This window comes from Butyricicoccus sp. AF35-5AC, from assembly GCF_003477715.1.
GTDB lineage: Bacteria > Bacillota > Clostridia > Oscillospirales > Butyricicoccaceae > Agathobaculum > Agathobaculum butyriciproducens.
Map to the genome: position 1 here is coordinate 1 of NZ_QUDX01000003.1, position 21,125 is coordinate 21,125.

12 protein-coding genes and 1 pseudogene are annotated in these 21,125 nt (G+C 43.5%); all 13 read left to right on the top strand.

Annotation, left to right across the window (positions count from 1 at the left end):
- The first annotated feature begins 63 nt into the window (after window positions 1–63).
- The 13 genes and pseudogenes from DWZ82_RS05185 (at window position 64) to DWZ82_RS05255 (ending at window position 21,059) form a co-directional block, all read left to right on the top strand.
- Window positions 64–951 (top strand): hypothetical protein, encoded by an 888-nt coding sequence (locus tag DWZ82_RS05185; protein ID WP_118479271.1) that lies wholly within the window; start codon window positions 64–66, stop codon window positions 949–951.
- Between the two features lie 2 nt (window positions 952–953).
- Window positions 954–4,049 carry a type I restriction endonuclease subunit R gene (locus DWZ82_RS05190; protein WP_118479273.1) on the top strand — a complete coding sequence of 1,032 codons (3,096 nt, stop codon included), beginning with the start codon at window positions 954–956 and terminating at the stop codon, window positions 4,047–4,049.
- 1 nt (window position 4,050) lies between these two features.
- Entirely contained in the window at window positions 4,051–5,637 is a 1,587-nt protein-coding gene (locus tag DWZ82_RS05195; RefSeq protein WP_118479275.1) for a hypothetical protein, read from the top strand.
- Between the two features lie 74 nt (window positions 5,638–5,711).
- Window positions 5,712–7,028, top strand: coding sequence for a site-specific integrase (locus DWZ82_RS05200; RefSeq protein ID WP_118479277.1), 1,317 nt, complete (start codon window positions 5,712–5,714; stop codon window positions 7,026–7,028).
- Window positions 7,021–8,916: a hypothetical protein gene (locus tag DWZ82_RS05205; RefSeq protein WP_118479279.1), complete on the top strand. Its 1,896-nt coding sequence runs from the start codon at window positions 7,021–7,023 to the stop codon at window positions 8,914–8,916. The genes DWZ82_RS05200 and DWZ82_RS05205 overlap by 8 nt, the downstream gene beginning before the upstream one ends.
- Complete coding sequence (locus DWZ82_RS05210) at window positions 8,885–10,219, top strand: hypothetical protein (RefSeq protein ID WP_118479281.1); 1,335 nt, start codon at window positions 8,885–8,887, stop codon at window positions 10,217–10,219. The genes DWZ82_RS05205 and DWZ82_RS05210 overlap by 32 nt, the downstream gene beginning before the upstream one ends.
- A 320-nt stretch (window positions 10,220–10,539) precedes the next feature.
- The gene (locus DWZ82_RS05220; RefSeq protein ID WP_118479285.1) at window positions 10,540–11,220 is read left to right on the top strand and encodes a hypothetical protein; all 681 of its coding nucleotides are present in this window, start codon (window positions 10,540–10,542) and stop codon (window positions 11,218–11,220) included.
- Window positions 11,213–11,797, top strand: coding sequence for a zinc-ribbon domain-containing protein (locus DWZ82_RS05225; RefSeq protein WP_118479287.1), 585 nt, complete (start codon window positions 11,213–11,215; stop codon window positions 11,795–11,797). The genes DWZ82_RS05220 and DWZ82_RS05225 overlap by 8 nt, the downstream gene beginning before the upstream one ends.
- Before the next feature lie 273 nt (window positions 11,798–12,070).
- Window positions 12,071–14,677, top strand: a complete 2,607-nt coding sequence (locus tag DWZ82_RS05230; protein WP_158575091.1) for a zinc-ribbon domain-containing protein — start codon at window positions 12,071–12,073, stop codon at window positions 14,675–14,677.
- Window positions 14,678–15,533: 856 nt separating this feature from the next.
- Window positions 15,534–18,233 carry a transporter substrate-binding domain-containing protein gene (locus DWZ82_RS05235; protein WP_243022889.1) on the top strand — a complete coding sequence of 900 codons (2,700 nt, stop codon included), beginning with the start codon at window positions 15,534–15,536 and terminating at the stop codon, window positions 18,231–18,233.
- 337 nt (window positions 18,234–18,570) lie between these two features.
- A pseudogene (locus DWZ82_RS15985) lies at window positions 18,571–18,792 on the top strand (zinc-ribbon domain-containing protein); the annotation flags it as partial.
- A gap of 155 nt (window positions 18,793–18,947) precedes the next feature.
- Window positions 18,948–19,871, top strand: a complete 924-nt coding sequence (locus tag DWZ82_RS05250) for a type II secretion system protein (RefSeq protein WP_118479293.1) — start codon at window positions 18,948–18,950, stop codon at window positions 19,869–19,871.
- Window positions 19,872–20,024: 153 nt separating this feature from the next.
- On the top strand, window positions 20,025–21,059 hold the full coding sequence (locus DWZ82_RS05255; RefSeq protein ID WP_116705143.1) for a rod shape-determining protein: 1,035 nt from the start codon (window positions 20,025–20,027) through the stop codon (window positions 21,057–21,059).
- Window positions 21,060–21,125 lie beyond the last annotated feature (66 nt).

A 21,125-nucleotide genomic window follows, 5' to 3' on the forward strand; every position in this document is an offset into this window, starting at 1 on the left:
TCTGTGCTGTCCAACTTTAAGCCGCTAAATTATCGTTTATAATAGAATATAAAGGAGCTTTCTATGGATGATATTCTAACATGGCTGAAGAAACATAAAGTAATTACTTTTATTATTGCATTTCTGGTGTTTTGTGGTCCGTTAATTATCGTGCATGCACTCTTCAAATATCATCCTGTCAATACCTTTTGGACTGCTGAATGGACAGCTGGCGATGTTATCGGCTATATTGCTGGATTTGAAGCGCTGGTTGGAACAGTTATGCTGGGAATAGTATCTATTTCATTGGCTAAGCAAGCTAATACAACAAATGACAAAATTCTGAATATAACTCGAGAAACTGAAAAATTGGCTGTCATTCCATACTTTTCGTTCAATAAATATATTGCACGATATAGTGGCTCTTTGGTGGGAACGATGCGCGAACAAGGCAAGAAGATGGGAAAACTGACGCTGGAGCCATGGCAACGGGAGGACATATTACTTGACAGACTGGTTTATACGGTTAGAAAAAACAAGATTACCTTATCAAATCAATTAACAGAGGAGCAATCTAGAGTACTATCTCAACCATATTCGGTGAATGCGGGAGAGGCAGGGATGATGCTTAAGCCGGTGATGCAGCCATACATTAAAATACTTGTACAGAATTGCGGAAATGGTGCGGCAATCAATGTAAAATGTCGTTTGGCCAAGTGTGGACATGAGCATGATGAGAAGATGGATTTGAGTTCACTGCTGTTTTGTGTGCCGACAACGCACAAATTTGATTTAGAGGTTTTTATAGAGTGTCCGCCAGAATGTGCAGGTAAATACACGATTCAACTACAGTACCAAGACATATATGCAACCAAATATGAGCAAAATATTCTGTTAGAAATCATGGCTGAGAGATATACAATCGATTTAAATGCAGAGCAAGTATGTTGCCTAGCGTATGAAGGGGTGTAATCATGCAAGGAGTATATACAGAAGCAGATTATGAAAATTCGATTATTGAGTTGTTTAATCAAAATTTGGGCTATACCTATGTCTATGGCCCGGATGTAGAACGTGATTATCATTCTCCGCTTTATGAAGATTTGTTGTTACCCTGCCTTCAGCGTGTAAATAAAGACTTATCTATGAACGCTTTGAATGAAGCAATATATAAACTGAAAAATTTTGAAACGGGTACCCTGCTGCAGAAAAATATGGTGTTCATGGATTATCTGCAAAATGGTGTTCCTGTAAAATATATGGACAATGGCGAGGAACGCGCTGGCCTCGTTTATCTTATTGACTTCAAAAATACTGCCAATAATGAGTTTACGGTGGTTAATCAATGGACTTTTATTGAGAATTCTGAAAAACGACCGGATATTATTCTCTTTGTGAATGGATTGCCGCTGGTTGTTGTTGAGCTGAAATCCCCGTCCCGCGAGGAAACGGATGCATCGGCGGCTTATCGTCAGTTGCGTAACTACATGTATGAAATTCCGTCGATGTTTGTCTATAATGCGATTTGCGTAATGAGTGATATGACAACTTCTCGCGCGGGTACGATTACATCTGGCGAGGATCGCTTTATGGCATGGAAGACGGTTGACGGCAGTTATGAGAATACACAATATGCAACGTTTGATACTTTCTTTGAGGGAATGTTCGAGAAAACACGTTTCTTGGATATTCTGAAGAACTTCATTTGCTTTAATGTGGATGGGCAAAATACGTTTAAAGTGCTTGCAGGATACCATCAATATTTTGCTGTCAAAAAAGCACTGGAGTCTACCAAACATGCGACGGTAACGGATGGTAAGGGTGGCGTGTTCTGGCATACCCAGGGCAGTGGTAAATCCTTATCTATGGTTTTCTATGCGCATGGCTTGCAAAAAGTGTTAGAAAGTCCTACGATTGTAGTTATCACAGACCGAAATGATCTGGATAACCAGCTTTATGGTCAATTCTCTCGCTGTAAAGATTTTCTGCGCCAGACTCCACAGCAGGCAGAAAGCCGCAAACATCTGAAAGAACTTCTGGAAAATCGCCAGGCAAATGGTATTATCTTTACGACCATGCAGAAGTTCGAAGAAAGCAGCGAGCCGTTGTCGGAACGTAGAAACATTATTGTAATGGCAGACGAAGCGCATCGTGGACAGTATGGACTTAATGAAAAAGTTGTTGTGACGCAAAAGGATAACGGTGAAGTTGAAGCGAAGACCGTTATCGGTACTGCACGTGTCATTCGAGATAGCCTGCCTAACGCTACATATATTGGATTTACGGGTACCCCTATTTCTACGAAAGATCGCAGTACACGAGAAGTTTTCGGTGATTATATCGACATCTATGATATGACACAAGCAGTCGAAGATGGCGCAACACGACCGGTCTATTATGAAAGCCGTGTTATACATCTCAAACTTGACGAAGCAACGCTGCATCTAATTGACCGTGAATACGATATTATGGCAGAAAATACAGATCCATACGTTATCGAAAAGAGCAAAAAAGAGCTCGGTCAGATGGAGGCGATTTTAGGCGCTGATCAGACTATTAACTCGCTGGTTGACGATATCCTTGATCATTACGAGAATTACCGGCAGAACATTCTGACGGGCAAGGCGATGATTGCAGCGTATTCACGTCCGATTGCGATGAAGATTTATAAGCGGATTCTGGAACTTCGTCCGACATGGACAGAAAAAATCGGCGTAGTCATGACACAGGGTAATAACGATCCTGAGGAATGGCGGGAAATTATCGGAAATAAAGCACATAAAGATGATATGGCGCGGAAGTTTAAGGATAATAACTCACCGCTGAAGATTGCCATTGTCGTAGATATGTGGCTGACAGGATTTGATGTACCATCGCTGGCAACAATGTATGTGTACAAGCCGATGTCTGGTCATAATTTAATGCAGGCGATTGCGCGTGTAAACCGTGTTTTCAAGGATAAAGAGGGCGGTCTGATTGTCGATTACGTTGGCATTGCTTCAGCTTTGAAGCAGGCCATGAATGACTATACTGCTCGTGATCGCAAAAATTACGGTAACACGGATGTCAGTAAGGCAGCATATCCGAAATTCCTTGAAAAACTGGAAGTTTGTCGAGACTTTTTCCATGGATTTGATTATTCTAAATTTATGAATGGTTCAGACTTGGAAAGGGCAAAAACAATCAGCGGCGGTGTGAATTTTATCCTCGGGAAAAGTGTAGCCGAACATGACTTGCCGGATAAGGAAAAGACACAGAATATCTTTATCAAGGAAGCACTGTTACTTCGACAGGCTCTTTCGCTATGCAGCAGTTTAGTCAATGAACAGATTCGCATTGAAGCGGCGTTCTTTGATGCTGTAAGAACGATGGTTGTTCGATTGCTCACAGGCGGAACTGGGAAGAAATTCACACTTCCAGAGGTAAACGAGCGAATCAACGAATTGCTCAAGAACAGCATCAAGAGTGAAGGCGTGATCAACCTGTTTTCGGATGTTCAGACAGAATTTTCGATTTTCGATCCCAAGTTTCTTGAAGAAATCGCGCGGATGAAAGAAAAGAATCTTGCTGTCGAACTGCTGAAAAAGCTGATTGCGGAGCAGGTATCAGTTTACCGAAAGACAAACGTTGTGAAGTCTGAAAAGTTCTCGGAAATCATTCAGAGTGCAATGAACCGGTATTTGAACGGTATGCTGACAAACGAAGAAGTCATTGAAGAGCTGCTGAAATTGGCAAAGGACATTGCAGCAGAGGCGGCAGCTGGTAAAAAGCTAGGGCTGACAGCAGAGGAATTGGCATTTTATGATGCTCTGACAAAACCCCAAGCAATTAAGGATCTTTATAAAAATGAAGATTTGATTGCGCTTACCAAGGAGCTGACAGACCTTCTTCGTAAAAACCGTACCATCGATTGGCAGAAAAAAGAGGGCGCACGGGCGAATATGCGCCGTTTAGTAAAGCGACTTTTGAGACATCACCATTATCCGCCGGAAGGCATGGAAGATGCAATCCAGACTGTAATGAGTCAGTGTGAAATGTGGACGGATAATGTGATGGGATCGGAGAATTAAAATGAACGCAGTAGCACAAGTATTTGTAGATGCCTATGAAAAGGATAGGGATATTACGCCGAAAGAGCTGATTGATGCTGGGTGGACATATAAATATTTGACGGTATATATGCATTGCTGTGAAGTAATTCGAGCAATTGGTATCACTTGGGGACGACTGTGGTTAAAAGGAGAAAGCGAACAAAAAGCAACTGTGCGAGAGTATTGTTATGGTGAATTAGAAAAGATTGCTGAACAATTAACTATATTGATCGGCGAGGAAATTCATATCGATCTTGCAGTAGCTTCATTTTTTAATTATTCTTATGCTGGATCGTCAGGTGGTTTGTTTCAGGTTCGCTGCCGTAATAATTACGATAGCAATTCAAGCGAGTGGTTTAGTTGCCTTTTGAAAAATGAGGAATATGCTTTCTCCACTATTAGCTTTTTCATTGGAAAATATATTGTCAAAGGTGTTATGGTGGAACTTTCGTCACGAGAGGATATATCTCAATTAAGTATAGCAGAAGCAAATCATAAAAGGGATGTCTTAAAATCTAAGCTATACACACTTGAGATGAACGAACCTGATTTTTACGAAGATGAGACGCTGAAAGACTTTTTATCTGTTCATAAATACGGAAAACAGATAGGAATATTTATTCAAGATCAAGAGGATTTTGAAGGAGAGATTGAAGAATTAGATGATTATTTGAGCGATCCACAAAAGTATATACAACATAAAAAAGAGGTAGCGCTATACAGGCGTTGTTTGGTTTTGAGAATAAAATTTAATTTGTCTAGAAAAGACGGGGTTCCATCCAGCGCATGTTTGTCTGTCATTTTGGGCAGTAAAAATGAAAATCATGAAATATTTCTTATAAGTGATGCGCGTGAAAAATCGGATACAAACTTTTGGATTCACCGAGGTTTTTCGCAGACTATTCTTGCAACCTTGATGCAAGGTTTACGGGATTTTGAGTACAAAGGCGAAAAACACCATATTTGCGAAGCAACTATACTAAGCGATGCAGCTATCGACATTCTTGGTGATGATACATTCCGTAATCCGAATAAAATTACAACAGTTTATGTGTATTCGCATAAGCATATCAGTAATATTGAGCAGAATTACACACCGGTTACAGCCTATGTGCTATGCGCAAACAGAAATATGCCGGTTCCGTTCAATGTCTATTATGATAAACAAGGGGATCGGTATTTTATCAATGAAACTAGCTATCTGGAGTATGCAAAGCAATATGGATTCCCTTTGATGAAACTGAAAACATATGCACCGAATAGTACATCGTTTTCTATGGCTGATCTTTCGGATATGTCTACCTTGCGACTGTATGGCTATACCGTCAGCAAGAATGAGGGACTGACTGATGGACAACGGCAGGAATTGCTGAAGAATTTGATGGATTCTCGGTTGATGAGCAAAACGGATATACTGAATCATATCGAATGGCTTGTTAATACCCATGAGGGAAATTATAAATACGCTGATGCGTGCGATAAATGGATGTCGGATATTCGATTTGTAAATCAATATAGGCTAGATACGCAGAGGTCCGTATGGGCTAAATTCATTTCTAATGGCTGAAAATGAAAGATTGTTGGTTCGATGCCTACAATGATTGTTATTCTGACATAAGAGTATAGAAAATAAGGAAACGTATGACGATTGTGCTTGGAATAGTTGCAATCGCGCTGGGTGTGTATATGAGATTTGCGGTTTATAAGCACAAATTAGTCTATAAAGACACGGAACTGATACAGCGGAGTATGATTGTTCTCAAGGAAGACGATGAGGTTCTCGCCTGGACGGATTTTCATAAGTATGTGCGTGGCGGCGGCAGCCGAAGTGTTTCCAGCGATAATGCACCAGCGGCGAATAACATCGTCAAGCTGCTGAACTATGTGTTTTTCGACCAATACCATATCGATAAGCTGACTGACATAAAGAAAGAGATGGTAAGGGATTTCTTGAATGATTACGGCTTATGTCGGCTTCAGGGAGATACCCAGACTGCACATCGTGCCAGGTCAACGGTAGAGCGCTGTATTACCAATGTGATGGATTTTCTGGAGGAAATGCTGCGGCAGAATACAAGCTGCAAAATGAAAATCAGTGATCTGTACACGCAGGAGAAGAAGTACAGCAAACAGAAAAAAAGATATATCACGATTAGAAAACCAATCTTTGAGGTGCTGTACGGTAACGAGGTGCGTCCAATGTTGCGTGACCTGCCGGAAAAGGTTTTTCAGATTATTTTCAATCGGATTATGACCATCTATCCGAACTTGTTGATGCTTGCAGCACTGGGCGCTTTTGCCGGTCTGCGTCCGTCTGAGGCCTGTAATGTCCGCCGAACAGATTCACCGCTTGGCGCAGGTATTCGCTTTGAGATGGCAGACGGTAACATTAAGAATATCTTTATTGACTTGAAAAAAGAATTGGTGCTGCGCTCAGATCTGGTCAGTGTGGGTAAGATCAAAAAGGAACGCGAACAGCGCGTGTATCCGGCATTCCTTGAGGTGTTCTATGCCTGCTATCAGAGATATATGAGTTACATACAAGGCCGTAAGTACGAGGCAAAATATGGCGCACTGACGTTAACCAGAGATGGCAAGGCTTTCGCTTATGACAGCTACCGCAAGGCATTCCATGATGTTGTAGAGGCGTGTATTCCGGAAATGCTGGCAAGTGATGATTTTGAGGTAGTGACCTATGGACAGTTGCTGATGGAAAAACAGATTAGTCCGCATATCTTTCGGCACTGGTTCTCAGTGAAACTGACCTTATATGGAGAAGGCGTAGAAGGCTTGATGTACTGGCGCGGAGATAAATCGCCGGAGTCGGTGCTTACTTATATCAACAATAAAAGTGATCTGGAGCGGCAGTATGAGAAAGTCAGCAGCGAGATTTTTAATTATTCGCTTTGGAAATCGGAGAAGCAGCAAATGGCGCTAAAGGAAGGTATGCATGATTGATTTGTCTGACCAAATTGAAAAACTTAAAACAGAATATCATATTATCAATACCGAATTTATGTTTGATGTTTCCACGTTTTTCGTTAGCAACCAGTGGTTTGGAACGCAGCCTGAAGTTACGGAAAACGGCAGGATCCTGATGGAGGATGCGCAGTTTGAGCGGTGCCGTAAATCATTGGAGGAATTCTGTCAGCATTATGACTGTAATGAAGAAGAAAAAAACAAGAAACTGATAAAAAAATTAAAACAGCAGTTGCCAGCGACAGAAGCAGCATTCAGACGGTATTGCAAAGATGTGGGACTGGAAACAGAGGCAGCCAATAAGGTACTGGATTTCCTTCTGTATTTTCTGCCGGGAGAACTGGAAACTTCAACAGATCAGGAGATCGCCTCACTCATGTCAGACGGTTTCGATCATCTTCCAAAGATTTTCGGTGATATTCTGGCAGATTTTATCAACTGGACTCGGGTACACTGCAAGACACTTTACTATCGGGACTATTTTATGAATCCATACAGTACAAATTCTAAAAATGCAGAAGCCTATGATCCAGACGATTATCTGAAAATTATTTTCCATATGTTCAATGAGAATTATATTGCAGAAAACGATATGTATACCAAGGCTGCGACGTCAAAAAACTTTGTTGATACATGGCTTTTTATTTCGGTACATTTCATCAGCGTGATACGGAATACGGATATTGTGCGAATTCCGCACCCAAAACTTACGATGACGCCGGAAGAGGTACTGGAACGAGTACAGGATGGCTCGTTTGAAGATGTTGATGCCCGGCTGACACTGTACTCTATTTTATATCGCCTATCTGTGCTTCAACTTACGCCGAGCAAAACACAAGGGACTACTGGTGTGGCGAGTATCAAGTTCCATGTGCCGGAAAGCGTAGAAGTACACTTTGGCAAGCTGTTTGCTGTCGCAGAGGCATTCCATCAAATTAGTGGATTGCCTGAGGACAAGCCGCTGATTCGGACGATTGCGACGTATGAACAGATTTCGCGCTATATGGGAGAAGAAATCGGTGAGCTTTTTCTGGAGTCTAATTTCCGGTCACGCTCGGCCAACAAAGCATTCATGCAGATGATCTATGTACTGACAGATGATATTCTGAAAAATGATGACCAGTTTTCTGTCAAAGGATATATGCTGGCTGCTCTGGCGCGTTCTCATAAGGGTTCATATGGCGAATTTGCAAAGACGACCAGCGTTTATCTGCGAGACGCAAAGATGTCTGGATTTTCTCCGGAGTTTGTAGCGAGAGAGTTGTTTGAACGCGGTGTGCTGTCGTTTATACCTTCAACGCTGCTGAAGATACTGGCGGGAAAAGAGTACCAGAAGCTGTCTCTCCATACGCAGACAAAGCTGATTCAAGAACTGAATTTGACACCATCGGAAGTAGAACGGTCTGTGGGTCTGGCCCAAATGACTATGGAACGTGCCGTAAAGACTGCGCGCGAGCTTTATACTGCAGTTTCATCAAAGGATATTCTCCTGGTATTACATCGTATTGGTGCAGGTGAAGCGGTATCTAAACAGGATGAAACGCTTTGTCTGATCACGGCCTGCGGAAAAGTTTGCCCATATACGGACAGAACGAACTGTATTAGCTGTCAATATGAAATCAGCACGAAGTCTACGATGTGGCTGATGATCAGTGAAGTCAACCGTCTGAAAGCACTATATAAGAAGACAGGAAATATTCAGCAGAAGAAAAAGTATATTGCTATCCTAAAAGAGATTATTCTTCCTACTTTGGATGAAATACTGTACTGCATAGATGAGACTTATGGCACAAAGGTGAAAAACGATTTTGAACAGATCATTCGGGAGGTGAACGATGAATACAGTCGAAAAAATCAGCAAGTTTGAATCGATTTTGTCTATTCCGGATATGGATATGCGTTCGGTTGTCTCGGCAAAGAAGATCTTCCGAGGGTATCGAGAAGAACGGGTCATTGAAAACTGCGTATTTGAAGATGATGTCTGGCACCTGTGTGATGAGTACAGCAGATATAACTTCGATTTTCGGATAACAGTCGATGAATTCGGAGAGTACGCTGCCTATTTGAAGATGACTCTTGCCGAGTTTATTGATTACTGGAAAACGTATGTAATGTTCCGTATGGGTGAACTGGCACTGCTGTCGCTGCAGGAGTTCATATACAGCGTAAAGAAAGTCATTCGCTGCCCGATACGGGAACTGGCGCATATCCATGAAAAAGAAAGTATCATGAATGCTTCCCATCTGCTTGATTTTTTCGCGCTGTTGCCGCCGGAAAAACGGGAAAATGAAATCGCGGAAATCGAGGACGCTCTGCAATCGGTTGACGATGCCACACGAATGTATTCTAATGGCGGACAGAGAAAGCTGGCATCATTTGATACATATTTCCGGTTCGGAGATATTGTCGACCGGTTCTGGAAGGAAACTGAGGACGAAAGTGAAAAGCTGTTTTACTTCCCGATTTATCTTTGGTGGAAGGTTTCTGGCGTACTTCCACTGCGGCCGCGCGAGTTTGTCTTAACGCCGAAGAATTGCCTGCATCATGTCAATGGAGAATGGAAACTTACCATTCGAAGAAACCGAATAAAAGGATTGCGTAAAAGGGTATCCTACCATATTCGGGACGATTACGAAGAACGAAGCTATGTTATTCCGGAAACGTTGGGAAAGACAATTCAGTGGTATCAGGATCATATCAAGGACTGCTCGGTGAACGATATTGATACGCTGTTTGCTGCGGATGTGCACTACATGAAATGGGAACGCTGCCGGCCATATAACAGCCGGTATTTTACCTATATAAATTTAAATACTTGCCTACGCTATTTTTACAATCAGATTATATGTGAACGGTACGGATACAAGGTTCTGTATGAAAAGGATTCTACTGCATTGAAGGATGGCGAAATCCAATATATGAATCTTGGCGATACGCGGCATCTTGCATTGATCAATTTGATTGCCGAGGGAGCAACGCCGATGATCGCGATGGAGCTGGCAGGACATGATAATCCGGTGATGTCCGCACATTATTTCAGCAATATTACGAACTGGATTGAGTGCAAAACGTATCATCAGTACAAACGTCTGATTAAAGGCAAACAGGAGTATACCATCAGTCAGTATGTGCCGACTTTAGAGGTAGGAAAAATTTACACGGCTGGATAACGGCGGCAGATGTTACTCAAAACGCTTTTTGGAGGGCGATTTAAGTGAATGCTATAAGGTCAGTGGACCAGCGGGTGAAATCGGGTTTTGTCCAAGTTGCACCTACTATCGAACGGAAGACAGGCAGTTTGTCGGTTCGGAAGATTTGTATCGAAATCGAATTGTTTTGGAATGTGAGAATCTGCATAAGGTCATTACACAGGTAAGAAAGAATAATGGATCGCCGGAAGATATTATTCAGGTATTGCTGAAGCTGCAGAGTTCTGAATATTCGTACCATCAATATCTCCAGGAAAAGATAAAATGGGAGGAGAAGCATAGTGCCGAGAGCAAAGAAAATAACCTCTGAGGATCTGTGCAGGCTGGCACTTGATTATCAGCAAATCGTTGCGGGAATGAAAATTACAATTCCAGCCTTTGGCGAGTATGTGCGCAGTCAGGGATATGCGGTTGAGGATTATCTGATTCGGAGAAATAAAGAAGTCCGAGAGCATATTGAGGCTTATAATCAGGCGATTGTGCAGAGAAACATTGATGCTGTGATTGTATTTCATGGCTTGGATATAGATGCGTTTCTGGCGAAAAACAGTTCTCCACAGGCGCTAAAAGAGGCGCTTACGAAGCGTGATGCATATTATGAGAAAATTGCAAATAATGCTTCAGAGCTGAAAAAGAAAAATGAGAAGCTGGAGCAGGAAAACAACCAGTTGAAAAAAGAACTGGAGAAGGCGCAGCAAGATTTAGCTGTAAAGAGAAACCATGACCGAGATGCAGAGATTCAGACGAAAAATGAATTGATTCGCAAGCTGAGAGAGATTATCTATAGCCGTGTATATCCGGAAATGGCAAACTTGATTCTGCAAAAGGAAGGCATCTTTGAATCAGTCAATAAACTCATTATGCCGGAAGCAATAGATGCCCACATGATGACTGCAGATCAGGAAATTAAGACATTTCGGTCTAATGCAGTCAATGAACTGTTGAGTGATTTCGATGAATGATGAACGTTTTAAATGGATAGAACATAAACCGCATCAAGTACTGCAGACCGAGGAGAGACCGCTCCTGTTTCAAAAGCTGCCGGGAGCGGAAGAGATGTGGGATTATGAGCAGAATACATGCAAACCGGAAGAAATTACTTCGGCTACTTCAAAGGTAACGGTAAACTGGGTGTGCGATAAGGGACATCATTTCCAGGCGGCACCGATACGTTTCCACTATAAAGGACGGGTACATTGTGTAGAGTGTCAGAGATTAAAAGCGACCGTGTATGGCAAAGCTCATATGATGAAGTTCTGGGACTACGAACGCAATATAGAAGATCCGGCATATGTAATGGCAAAGTCTATGAATCCGGTATACTGGAAATGCCCTAACTGTGGATATGAATGGCAGGCTGTTGTTGCCAGCCGAAAAGATGATGTTTGTCCATGCTGCGATGCGGGACTGGCAGTCTGGGGTGGTGTAAACGATTTTGCGACCGTATATCCGGAATTGGGACTGGACTATGTGCAGGAACTGAATCCGGGTGTGGATGCGAAGCGTATCGGTATTGGCTCGCATGAGCGATTAAACTAGAGATGTCATGTCTGCGGATACGAATGGACAGCTCCGGTTTACGGACGTATTCGTAAGAACAAGCCGGAACGATACATTGCCAAATGTCCTGTTTGCGCAGGAAACAAGCGAGTAGAAAGTTATGAAAAGGATTTACCGCAGCTAGCAGAAATCTATTCAGAGAACAATAAAATTCCGTTATCCGAAGTGCGTTTGCACCAAAAGGAAAAATCGATTTGGAAATGTCCGACGCATGGCGAATTTACGGCATCATTTATGCAAGTATATGGCGCTTTGAAGAAAGGCAAAGGGAATATTGGATGTCCATACTGCCATGGCACCAAGGTGCGAAAAGAAGATAGTTTTGCTGTCCGTTATCCGGAACTTGCAAAAGAATGGGCTGATGAAAATGATGTTAGTCCGTATGAAGTGTCAGTTGGTTCTCAGAAAGAAATGTTGTGGCAGTGTGCGGCAGGTCATAAATGGTATGCTCGAATTTATACCCGAATATATGGGTATGGATTTTGCAGAAAATGCAAGCCGTTAAATAAAAATCAACGTTATTTTGCGGAAGTGCACCCGGAATTGAAGGCTTGGTACAGTGAGAAAAATGAAATTCCGTTTGAAGAATTCACAGCTAGGGATCAGACAAAAGTAAAGTGGCGTTGTTTAGCCAAGCAGCATGAATTTGAAGATAGTTTTTTTAATATCAATCAAAGAGTTAGGTTCGACTGTCCGATATGTGAAGGCAGAATTATTAAGCCCGGAGTTAATGATCTGCAAACATTGTATCCGGAAGCTGTGGCTATGTATGATACAGAACGGAACGAAGTGCCCGTAAACCAGATTTCACCTAAAAATGTATTAAAAAAAGTATTTTGGAAGTGCGAATATGGTCATTCGTATAGTCGCAGTCCTGCAATGCAAATCAAGTGGAAGAATGTCTGTCCTATCTGTTCGCGCCATGTATTGAGCGTAGGAGACAACGATTTAAAATCTCAGGTTCCTGAATTGGAGAAGCTATGGGATGCTGAAGCAAATGGCCCGATGGAGGGTTGCTTTGATGCACGCAGTAAGTATTACTGCTTTGCATGTGATAAAGGTCACCGTTTTTCTGCCTCAGTGCAGCAAATGATCGACAATGATTATCAGTGTCTTATATGCAAGGGAGTAAAGTTCTTTGAAGAAATCTCTTTACAAAATACAAATCCAGAATTAGTAGCGGAATGGTCTCCCAATAACACCAGAGCAGCCAACAGTGTTATGGAAACTACAAAAATGGATGTGCTATGGAGAGGTCCTAAATGTAACGGAGAATACAGGTATTCGATTGCAGAACGAAAAGTGGGTGATGATTCGTGCCCATACTGCCAGGGCCGGAAAAGATTAGTGGGATATAATGATTTGACAGTGACTGATCCGGAATTGGTAAAAGAATGGTCGCCTAATAATACCACTTCGCCGACAGAATATCGGAATACATCGGGTGAATATGCTCGTTGGATATGTCCTGAGTGCCATGGTGAATACAGTGCAATGATTCGGGGGCGAAAGGCCGGCGATAAGGCCTGCCCCTATTGTCGAGGTGAGCGAAGATTAGCAGGATTTAATGATCTCACAGCTACACATCCCAATCTGCTGAAAGAGTGGTCACCTAATAACAAACTTGGTCCAGAGAACTATATGAAAAGTTCGCATGACTATGCTCTTTGGATTTGCCCGAACTGTCACGGCGAATACAGCTCGGAAATCAAGAGTCGAGAGATTGGGGATAACTCCTGTCCTTACTGCAGAGGATGGCGTACATTAAAAGGCTTTAATGATTTGGCAACGACACATCCGAGACTGGCAGCAGAGTGGTCACCCGGAAACGAAGACTCCCCCGAATGTTATAAAAAGACGGATATCTATCGGAAACTCTGGATTTGTCCTGAATGCCATCAGGAGTACGGTGCAAAGATTCGTGATAGAGAGGAAGGCGTAAGTGCATGCCCATATTGTCGCGGTCTGTGGGTACGGAAAGGTGTGAACGATCTTACTACAACAGACCCTGAACTGGCTAAGGAATGGTCACCGAACAATAGCGATACAGCTGACTTGCATCAAAAGATATCTGGTGATTATGCTTTGTGGATATGTCCACGCTGCAAAGGTGAATATAGTGCCAAAATACAAAATCGTCAAGTTGGAGATGATGTGTGCCCGTATTGCAATGGCTTGCATGTATGGAAGGGATTTAACGATCTTATAACGACACATCCTGACTTAGCAGCAGAGTGGTCTGAGAAAAATGAGGATTCGGCAGATAAATATTATAAATCGGCAACTGCATATGTTTTGTGGCATTGCTTTGAATGTGGTGGAGATTATCGTGCCCAGATTCGAGACCGAGAAGTAGGTGATGATGCGTGTCCATACTGCAGGGGAAAGAAAGCATTGAGAGGGTTTAATGACCTTACAACGACTAATCCGGAACTGGCAGCAGAATGGTCGAGCAATAATCTGCTATCACCAGACTGTTATTTGCGTATGATGAGTGTTGATGCACTGTGGATTTGTCCACGCTGTGGTGGCGAATATAGCGAACGAATTTGCAACCGAGAAGTAGGAGATAATGCATGCCCCTATTGCAGAGGAACAAGAACCTTAGAGGGATATAATGACTTTGCGACCTTGCATCCCGATTTGCTGTCAGAATGGTCAGTTGTGGAGAATACGCTTCTTGGAATTCGCCCTAATGCTGTGCTGGACACGAATATGTTCAAGGTATGGTGGAAATGTCCAGACTGCAATCATAAGTATTATATGTCAATCAAGGACAGATTGATGAAGCAGAAACGCGGCTTCACGGCATGCACCTATTGCAATGGCAGGCGCATAAAAGAGATTCATTTTTTCTAATCAGCGGATTGGCATAGCGCTTGAAGAATACAGCGAAGGCATGTTATAATGAACAAAGTGAAACGTTCAAAATAGATGAAACGTTCATTTTGAAAAGCAATGGACGAAACGAAAAAACATAGACGGTATATAGCTTTTCGGGGCTTTTAGCGAAAAGTTCATATTTTTCCGGAGTTCCGGAAAAAATTTTTCACCGAATGAACGATAAAATGGATGATTCACAAATTTAGTGCGTAAAAGCGACTGATAAAAATAACGAGTTTTAGAGGCTACATTTTCTTATAATAAGAGAAAATGCAGCCTCTTATTTATTTGAAAATAATTGATGTAGTAAGGGCGTGGAGCAAATTTTTCGATGAGAAGAAATGTATAGAGAAAATATATTGTGTCAGATTGCGGCTGTTACTTTGCTGGCAGGATTTCTCTCGGAGACAATATCTTTAAAAATATATAGAGTAATTACCATAATATGCTATAAATCTCCTTCGGAGTCATTGCTTTGAATGCTTGTTTTGTGTATAATGACTAATAAGAGGTTATAAGATTTCCTCTCTAATAGAGATCTGCTTGCAGATGCGAAGAAATTTATGGATATAGAACGAGATATGACCAATACGTAATACTTATCGTCGTTTAGTACGTTTTGGGGACAGTAAATTTTAAGAATAACATCATGTGAGGTTAAGAGTATGGCAGAAAAGAATACATCAAATATTGGATTTGAAAAACAGATATGGGATGCAAAGCTACAGGGCCTTTAAAATGACAGCCAGTTGCGTAAAATGAGGTGCACTGTCTGTCTGAGAGTGTTTTTTTGAGGAATGACTTATCAACAGAAGATGACAGGAGATTTAATATGATTTCGAGAGCAAAGAAATATGTGGCAGTATTACTGGCTTTTGTATGCGTGTGTATGATATTTTCTCCCCAGACTGCATATGCAGCCGAGGACAGTTCGCAGCATGAAACCGTCAAAGTCGGTTTCTTTGCCATGGACGGCTATCACGAGATGGACGAAAAGGGCAACCGCAGCGGTTATGGCTATGATTTTCTTCGTCTGATGGCCCGTTATTGGGATGTAGATTACGAATATGTCGGATACGATCAGAGCTGGGATGATATGCAGCAGATGCTTGAAGATGGCGAGATCGACATGGTAACATCTGCCCGCAAAACACCGGAAAGAGAAGAAAAGTTTGATTTTTCACGTCCCATCGGAACCAATTATGGGATGCTGACCGTCCGCAGTGACAACAGCACGATTGTGGACGGCAATTACAGCACTTACAACGGTATGCGTGTGGCGCTTTTGAACGGAAACACCCGGAATGAAGAGTTTGCGGATTTTGCAGACAACAAAGGATTTACATATGTTCCATCTTATTTTGATACGACCGCAGAAATGAAGGAAGCCCTTCAGAACGAAAAAGTTGATGCGATTGTTACCAGTTCTCTGAGAAAAACAAACAATGAGCGAATCGTGGATAAATTTGGCAGCAGCGATTTCTATGTCATTGTTAAAAAAGGTAATACAGAATTGCTGAATGAGATCAATTATGCAATCGATCAGATGAATGCAGTTGAGGGTGACTGGAAAACGACACTTTATAATAAAAATTATGAAAGCATCGAAACTAAGAATCTGGAATATACGGAGAAAGAAAAAAGTATTATTTCACAGTATTCCAAGGACAACCCGCTTCATGTTCTGTGTGATCCGACCCGTTATCCATATTCTTATAATGAAAATGGTGAGATGAAGGGTATTATCCCGGATTACTTCCGGAAAATTGCAGACTATGCCGGGATTTCCTATGAGTTTCTTACACCTGCCACCAGAGATGAGTATATTGCTTATCAGAAAAATACGGAAACCACAGATATGAGCATCGATGCACGCCTGGAAACAGATAACTATGCTGAAACGAAAAAATGGGGGATTACTGCACCTTTCATTACGATGCAGTTGGCAAGGGTGACACGGCGTGACTTTGATGGAAAAATTAATGTTGTTGCTACTGTTGACCAGACAGCATCAAAGTCAATTGAAGATGCAATGGCACCCGGTGCAGAAAAGCTGATGTGCAGTACCCGACAGGAAATGATGGAAGCTGTCCGTAAGGGTAAAGCAGATGCTGCCTTCGTCTACTATTACATGGCACAGGCGTTTGTGAATAGTGACACTACGGGCACCATGACATATACTCTGCTGGAACAGCCTACATTCACCTACCGCATGGTAATTTCATCAACTGAGAACCATGCGCTGGCCGGTATTCTGACGAAAGCAATGTATGCCATGCCACAATATCTTATTGAAGATCTTGCAGCACAGTATACTACACACAAAGCAACAGAGCTGACATTTGTTGACTGGATCCGTCTGCATCCTGTTGTGACTGTTTCGGTTCTTTTTATTTTTGGATGGCTGCTGACTGCTATGGCTGTGATAATGGTGCGTCTCAGTGCAAGAAGAAAAGCTCAGAAGGCGGCCCAGGAGAAAGCTGAGGAAATGGCGGAACTGGCAGAGCATGCACAGGCTGCAAACAAGGCAAAAACAGCATTTTTGTCACATATGTCCCATGATATGAGGACACCGATGAATGCAATCATAGGATTTACCGGTATTGCAATGAAAAACAATCCGTCAGACGAAGTGAAAAATTGTCTGGAAAAGATTGACGAAAGCTCAGCGTATTTACTGTCGCTGATCAATGATGTATTAGATCTGACCCGCATCGAAAGTGGAAAAGTGAAATACAATCCGGTACCGGCGGATGTGAAAAACATTACAGATTCTGCATTGGATATTATAACAGGCTTTCTTACGAACAGGGATATCAACTTTAAGATTCAGCGTGAAGAAGCAAAGATTCCAAATGTACTTGCGGATCCTGCACGCCTGCGCGATGTGCTGGTCAATATTCTGAGCAATGCCGTAAAATACACTCCGGATGGAGGGACGATTACATTTGAAGCCCGGTGTCAGGAAAAGGGCGGGGATGGATATATAAATATGCGTTACCGCATTTCGGATACTGGTATTGGCATGAGTGAGGAATTTACAAAAGAAGTTTTTGAGGAATTTGCACAGGAAGATTCCGATGTGAGAACGCAGTACCACGGAGTTGGACTGGGGATGGCTATCGTAAAGAAGTATGTGGATATGATGGGTGGAACCATTTCCGTGCAGAGTAAAAAGCATGAGGGAACCACATTTACTGTGGATATTCCGTTGGAAATTACAGATCAGGAATGTAATAAGTCAGACACAGGTTGTTCTGAAAAGGTAGATCTTACAGGTGTGAATGTCCTTCTTGCAGAGGATAATGAACTGAATGCAGAGATTGCTGCCGTGCAATTGGAAGAGCTCGGGATGAATGTAGAAAGAGCTGTGGATGGAAAGAATGCTGTTGAGATTTTCAGAAATCATCCGAAAGGCACATTTGATGTAATCCTGATGGATGTCATGATGCCTGAAATGAATGGTTATGAAGCGACAAAAGCAATCAGGACAATGAATGACAGACCGGATGGAAAAACATTCCTATTATAGCAATGACAGCTAATTCATTTACAGAAGATGTTCAGGCATCACTGGATGCAGGAATGAACGCACATTTGTCAAAGCCGATTGTGATTGATGAAGTTATAAAAACAATTTTAAGGTATGTATATAATTGATTAGCAGAGGTTCATGAATTAGTGGAATAAAATTGACAGGAGGACTAAAGTTTGACAATGTGAGAGTGCTATGAAGCTATTGGAGGAAACTATGAAGATGTCTTGGGGCGCCTTCACAGCGAAGCACTGATTCGGAGATTTGCATTAAAGTTCCTTGAAGAGCAGAGTTATATACAGTTAAAACAGGCAATCCAGAATTAGCAGCGGAATGGTCTCCCGATAACACCAGAGCAACCAACAGTGTTATGGAAACTACAAAGATGGATGCGTTATGGAGATGCCCTAAATGTAACGGAGAATACAGGTATTCGATTGCAGAACGAAAAGTGGGAGATGATTCGTGCCCATACTGCCAGGGCCGGAAAAGATTCATTTTTTCTAATCAGCAGATTGGCATAGCGCTTGAAGAATACGGCAAAGGCATGTTATAATGAACGGAATGAAACGTTCAAAATAGATGAAACGTTCATTTTGAAAAGCAATGGACGAAACGAAAAAACATAGACGGTATATAGCTTTTCGGGGGTTTTAGCGAAAAGTTCATATTTTTCCGGAGTTGCCGAGTTGCAGTAAAGGTGCTGATAAAATGCAGAAGAAAGAGAAAAATACCTGCAAGGGATTTACGCTGGTGGAATTGATCGTTGTGCTGGTCATTCTGGCGATCCTTGCGGCATTTATGATACCGGCGCTGATACAGTATATCGAGAGAAGTCTGGAGGCATCCGACCTCATCGAGGTGCGGGCGGCGTATATTGATGTGCTGACTGCGGTTACGGAGCAGGACAGCGACAACATGAGCAAGACGGTCAGGCTGAAGCAGAAGCAGGATGACTGGCAGTCGAGAGATCCCATTACAATTGCAGGCGTTACCCATTATAAGGCGGATGGAGATACCCCAAACTGGAAAGGAACCCCTGCCGCGGGCGGGGAATGCGAGGTGTACTACGACAGCGCAGCGGCTGTGATCGTGTTTGACTGGAAAGGCAAGAGCACACCGGGCGGCACGATCGACTGGAACGAGAATCTGCACGGCATACTCGATCGGACCGGTATTTTGAAGACACTGAAGAATAATTCGAATTTTGAGATCGACTCGAAGTGCCCCAATTCCACTATGGTGCCCCTGGTGGAGAAGGAGATGAGAAGCGACAGCCTGCTGAAAAATGGCACATGGGCGTTTCTCGGCAGTTCCACGAACAAGAGTGACCGCTATTTGTTCTGGACATCGGTCGATGTCGCTACAAAGGCCGTCGGTGCGGGCAAGCAGATACCGGTCATTGTCAGCTCGGCGAATGGCGGCTATTACATCTCAGAAACGACCACCGCGGCCCGGAGCAACAACGGCCAAAGCTATGTTGCGATTGCGGACCATATCTACAGTTACAGCACCTTTAAGGATTATATCACAGGAACGAAATATGACACGCTGGCGGAGGCGTATGCAGCCTATAAAGAACGAGTGGAAAACAATGTAAAATACCGGGATTATAAGGACACGCTGCCGGAGTGATGCCGGTTTCACTGTCGAATTTTCGGTATTTGCCCCGGAGTCTTGCAAATGGCGCACAAAATCTGTATAATGGTAATACTGTCAATCCACGCGAACAGAGCGCGGAGAAAGGAATGAAATATGGCTTCTTTTCTGCAAAGAATCGCGAAAAAGATGTCGCTTTTTTCAAGCGATATCGGCATCGACCTCGGCACGGCAACCGTGCTGGTCTATGTAAAGGGCAAGGGTGTTGTACTTAACGAGCCGTCCGTTGTGGCGGTGGACAAGGTTTCCGGCAAAATCCTTGCCGTGGGCGAGGAAGCGCAGAGCATGCTTGGCCGTACACCGGGCAACATTGTCGCCATCCGTCCGCTGCGCGAGGGCGTTATTTCGGATTATGAGATGACCGAGCGCATGATCAAGGAATTCATCGCAAAGGTGCAGGGTATCCACCTGTTCAAGCCGAATGTGGTCATTTGCGTGCCGTCCATCATCACCGAGGTGGAGGAGCGTGCCGTCATTGATGCGGGCACGCAGGCGGGCGCAAAGCGCGTTTTTCTGGTCGAGGAGCCGGTCGCGGCGGCCATCGGCGCGGGCATCGATATCAACAGGGCCAACGGCAATCTGGTGGTCGATATTGGCGGCGGCACGACCGATGTGGCGGTTATTTCGCTCGGCGGCATCGTCGAATCCACGTCCATCAAGGTCGCGGGCGATAAGTTCGACGAGGCCATTGTCAAGTACGTCCGCCGCAAGCACAATGCGCTGATCGGCGACCGCACGGCAGAGGAGATCAAGCGCACGGTCGGCTGTGTGTATCCGCGCAGCGAGGAAGCAATCATGGAGGTCAGGGGACGTTGTCTGATGACCGGTCTGCCGCGCACGTTTACCGTAAGCTCGAGTGAGATTCTCGATGCACTCGAGGAGGTCTCCTCAGCGATCGTCGAGGCGGTGCACTGGGTGCTCGAGCGCACACCTCCCGAGCTGACCGGCGACATTTCTGCCAACGGCATCACCATGACAGGCGGCGGTTCGCTGATCTGGGGCTTCGATAAGCTGATCGCCTCCAAGACCGGCATTCCGACGCGCGTCGCGGACGAAGCGGTTTCGTGCGTGGCGTACGGTACCGGCAACTGTCTGGAAAACCTGTCGAAAATGCAGGACGGCACGATGAATCTGTCGCGGCAAAGACAAATGAAAGCGCGCTGACGCTTTATAGGGGGATTGGGTACCCCCTATATACGGCAGGCAGTTCCGGAAGGAAAATCTGTCATG